The 4,063-nt window shown below is 62.0% G+C and carries 2 protein-coding genes and 1 pseudogene; 2 read left to right on the top strand and 1 reads right to left on the bottom strand.

Features of this window, described 5'->3' with window-relative positions; all coding sequences use genetic code 11:
• Nucleotides 1-544, bottom strand: a pseudogene (locus NZN28_RS13910) (transcriptional regulator); the annotation flags it as partial.
• 301 nt (nt 545-845) lie between these two features.
• Here NZN28_RS13910 and NZN28_RS13905 point away from each other — a divergent pair.
• Nucleotides 846-1,181 (top strand): hypothetical protein, encoded by a 336-nt coding sequence (locus tag NZN28_RS13905; RefSeq protein ID WP_295399152.1) that lies wholly within the window; start codon nt 846-848, stop codon nt 1,179-1,181.
• 150 nt (nt 1,182-1,331) lie between these two features.
• Nucleotides 1,332-3,920, top strand: a complete 2,589-nt coding sequence (locus tag NZN28_RS13900) for an HD domain-containing phosphohydrolase (protein WP_295399150.1) — start codon at nt 1,332-1,334, stop codon at nt 3,918-3,920.
• Nucleotides 3,921-4,063 lie beyond the last annotated feature (143 nt).

Genomic DNA, 4,063 nt, shown 5'->3' with positions numbered 1-4,063 from the left:
TGCTGAACAGGATCGGCTCGTGGCCCGGGCGCAACTCGGGCAGCCGGGTTTGCTCCAGAAACTGAGCGTACTCGCCCTTCAAAATCACATCCTTCAGGGTGTCGTCGGGCTCGAGGTTCACCGGCACATCCAGCTCGATGACGTAGGCGTCAATAAAGTGCTGTCCCTGGGCTTTGGCCAATGCGGTACGGTGGTTGCCATCCTTGACGAAATAGGCCTCGCCAACCTTGTAGACATCTATGGGGGGAAACTCGGTGCCCTCGAGCTGGGCCTGGCGCAGCCTGGTCCAGCGGTCCAGGGTAAAAGGTTCCTTGGGCATGAACTCGGCGTCGAAGTCGCCGTAGCGATCCACCGAGCCGATAATTTTGTCCACCTCGATGGTCTGAAGACCCTTGTACGACTCCCCCCGGGGCCGCAGCTCTGAAACTGCGCTGTAAGGCAGCAGAATGTTCTGTTCACCCCGAAGGCGGCGCAAAATGTCGTGAATGAGCACGCGACGCGACAGAGCCTCGGCTTCTAGCTGGGCTTGGCGCTCTAAATCCATATTTTTCACCTTAGCCTGTTCCCTTCAATCCAATGTGGTTTTTCTACCACGACCAACTTGAGGTTGCTCTTAGCCTTCTCAGGGTGCGGATACCCCCGAGGGGGTGGGTTGTGACGTGGGGGTTGGGTCGAAGTTTAGCACTCGACCCAGGCCCATTATAGCCGATGGCGTCAAACGCCTTGTGTTCAGCGCCCGTGCAAAGCAGGGGTGCTTTGTTCGGGTTAGTTCTGACCCTACAAGGCAGGCCTCGGCATCCAGAATGCAGGCTGCCCTCATCTGGTCAGCCTAAGATGGAACCTGGATGCGCTTGCTGGTGGGGTGCTTGGTTGCCCTGGCCTGGGCCTATCCCGTTGGGGTTTTGTACATTCCCCTGGATGAGCGCCCCCCAACGGGGCTCCTTGCACCTGGCAGGCGGTGCGTTGCCCGCCCCGGACGGCTTACCAGGGCCGCGAGGGGGTCAACCCGCCGGTGCGCTCGAGCGGGCCACAGCCTGATGGCCAGCCTGGATGCCCTGGTCTACGGAGGGCTGGTGCGGAGTCGCACTTCTACCCTTGCGCTGGAAGATGCGCTCGGGGGCCTGGACGAACTCTCTGGCCGGCGGGTGCTGGCTTTTGGGGTCAAGCGTTCGCAGCGTTGAGGGTTGGGCGATGGGTGGTTATATTGGTTCGAATGAGGGCCTTGGCCCATATTCCACGCAGGGTTGTACTTGCACCAAATCACAGGGGATGGAGATGGGTTGTGACGCATGAACTTATGCGGGGGGCAAATACCCCTAGGCTATGCTGAGATGAGCGTTCCATACCAGGGCATGCTGGCCCTTCTACGAGAACTGGTGGGCAGTCCCGACCTGGAGTCGCTCCTTACAGCGGCGCTCGAGGGGGCTTTGCGACTGATTCCGGGGGCGCAGGCCGGCTCGGCCCTGGTGCGGCAAGGTGACCATTACCGGTTTGTGGCCATGCGAGGCCACAACATTCCCTTGCCCCGGTATTCCCTGAGCTTAGAAGACGAGTTGCGCTGGTACGCTGCCAGCCTGGAAGAGGCACTGATGGCCCGACCCAACATGGTGCGGGTTCGGCCCGAGCTAAGCGGACTTTCTTCCCAAGACCGGCAGACCCTGCACCGGATTTTCTGGTCGTTGAATGTACCGGTACCGCTGAACGGCAGGGTAGAGGCCTGGATCTGCCTCGATCGCCTGGAGGCGGCTCCGTTTCCAACGGAAGCCCTGTCTCTTGCCCAGGAGCTGGGCTCCAGCCTGGGGGTGGTGTTGCAGACCCTCAAGGAGCGAAAGAACACCCAAGCGCGCCTCGAGCGTGAAGAGCGCCTGGCCCGGGTGCTGGGGGTGCTGTCCACTTTTTCAGAGGCGGGCCTGTTGTGGCAGTCGCTGCCCCACCTGATTCTGGAAATTTTGGGTGAGGAGAGGGCGGTGGCCTTGCAGCGTGAAGGGGATGAGCTCAAGGTTTTTGCAGCGGTGAACTGGGAGGGTGCCCTGGGGCTGTCGGTGCCTCGAGGCAAGGGAATTTCGTGGTTGGCGCTCGAGGAGCACCGGGTACAGATGGTGCGCATGGACGACCCCCGCCTGCACTTAAATGTGGACACAAACCCCATGGAGTATGCAGCCTTTGTGCCCATTCGGGATGCTCAGGGAGAGGGTTTTGGGGTGGTCGTGGCCTATTCAAAGCAGCCTTTTGAACCCGAAGATGCGGCGGTTCTGGAATCGTTTGGTCGGGGGGTGGGGCAGGTTTTGGCACGGCTGGAGGCCCAGGCGGCTCAGGAACGCGAGCTGGTTCGTTTGCAGATGCTGGCCCACATCAGCCAGGGCTTGACGGCGGCTCGGACCACCGAAGAGCTTTTGCAGCGGATTGTCCAGGAGGCCTTTGAGCAGACCGGGGCCTCAAGCAGCCTGGTCACCCTTTACCGCCCCAAAGAAGATGTGCTCGAGGTGGTGGCGGCGGCGGGTCATGCGGCTGAGCAAGCCCTGGGCTCCCGGCATGCGCGCGGGCAGGGCCTGGCCTGGAAGGTACTGGAACAGGGCAGCACGCTCTACCTTCCGGATGCCTCAACCGCAGCCCAGGCCGTTTACACCTCTGGAAACCGGGTCAAGGCTGCATATCTGGGTGTTCCCCTGGGCGACCCCGAGGGCCGCATTGTAGGGGTGCTCTCGGTGGATACCGCTGGGGCGGGGGGCGTCTTGAGAACCCAGGACCGCTATGCCCTGGAGGCGCTGGCGAAGGTGGCCGGCGTTTTGCTTTCGCGCTTGCAGGCGCTCGAACAGGCCAAGTGTGAGACGGAACGCTACCGCCGGTTGGTGCAGATGTCCGCCGAACTCGAGACCCTCGATGACCCGCACCATATGGCTCGGCGAGCCCTGCAAACCCTGCTGGACCTGACCAACCTGAGCGCCGGGGGTTTCTACCAGCTGGAGCTGGAGGATCAGAACGAGGGTACCGGGGTGATGCGGTTGGTTTTGGGTCATGAGCAGCAGGGCCAGGGGCGGCTGCAGCACTTCAAAGCCCTTCCTGTGGTGCTGGGAAAGGGTTTCATGGGCCTGGCGCTGTCGCTGGGGACGGCCCAGTACATCGACGATTACCAGACCTGGGATGCGGCCTGGGCCTCGCTGAAAGCCCATAACGTGCGAACCCTTCTGACCGCGCCCCTCTACCTGCGGGGGCTGCCCTACGGGGCGCTTACCCTGGCCAGTTTTGACCACAAAGCCCCCATCCTGGAGGAGCACATCTCCTTGCTCGAGGCGGTGGCTCGTCGCCTCGAGCGGGCCCTCGAGCGGATTGCTCATCTCGAAGAAATTACCCGTACCCGCGAGGATGCCCTGCGCTCGCTGGGGCTGGGTTTGGAGTTGCGCGACCTCGAGACCAAGGGCCATACCGACCGGGTGGTGGCCCTGAGCGAGGCCCTGGGCCGACGGCTGGGTTTTCCGGACATCGAGGGCCTGCGCATGGGGGCCTACCTGCACGACCTGGGCAAGCTGGCCATCCCGGACTCGATTCTGCTCAAACCCGGCACCCTTACCGACGCCGAGTGGCGCATCATGCAAAGCCACTGCGACATTGGGTTTGGCATGCTGGAAAACCTGAGTTTCCTGTCCCAGACAGCCCGCAACATCGTGCGCTACCACCACGAGCGGATAGACGGCTCCGGCTATCCCTTTGGCCTGACCGGGGAGGAAATTCCGTTCGAGGCCCGCCTTTTTGCAGTGGTGGATGTGTACGATGCCTTGCTTCAGTCACGCCCATACAAGGCCGCCTGGAACCAGCAAGACGCATTGCGCGAGCTGCGCAAGCAAGCAGGCGACACCCTCGATGCCCACATCGTGCAGGAGTTTATTGCGCTGGTCAGTGAGCAAGCCCGTGCTCGCAAATAGAGCGCTCTTCCCATATTTTGAGCCACTCGAGTTCGAGAAAGCCTGGTTCGGAACACAACAGTGGCGGCCTGGAAACTCAAAAACATGCGTCTCGGCCCAGACCCAACGCAGACACTTGTCCCTTCTCGTTTTCGTGGGCGGCC

The sequence above is a fragment of the Meiothermus sp. genome, assembly GCF_025056915.1.
Classification (GTDB): Bacteria; Deinococcota; Deinococci; order Deinococcales; family Thermaceae; genus Meiothermus.
Note: the sequence above shows the minus strand (reverse complement) of the source record. Positions and strands in the feature narration are given on the sequence as shown.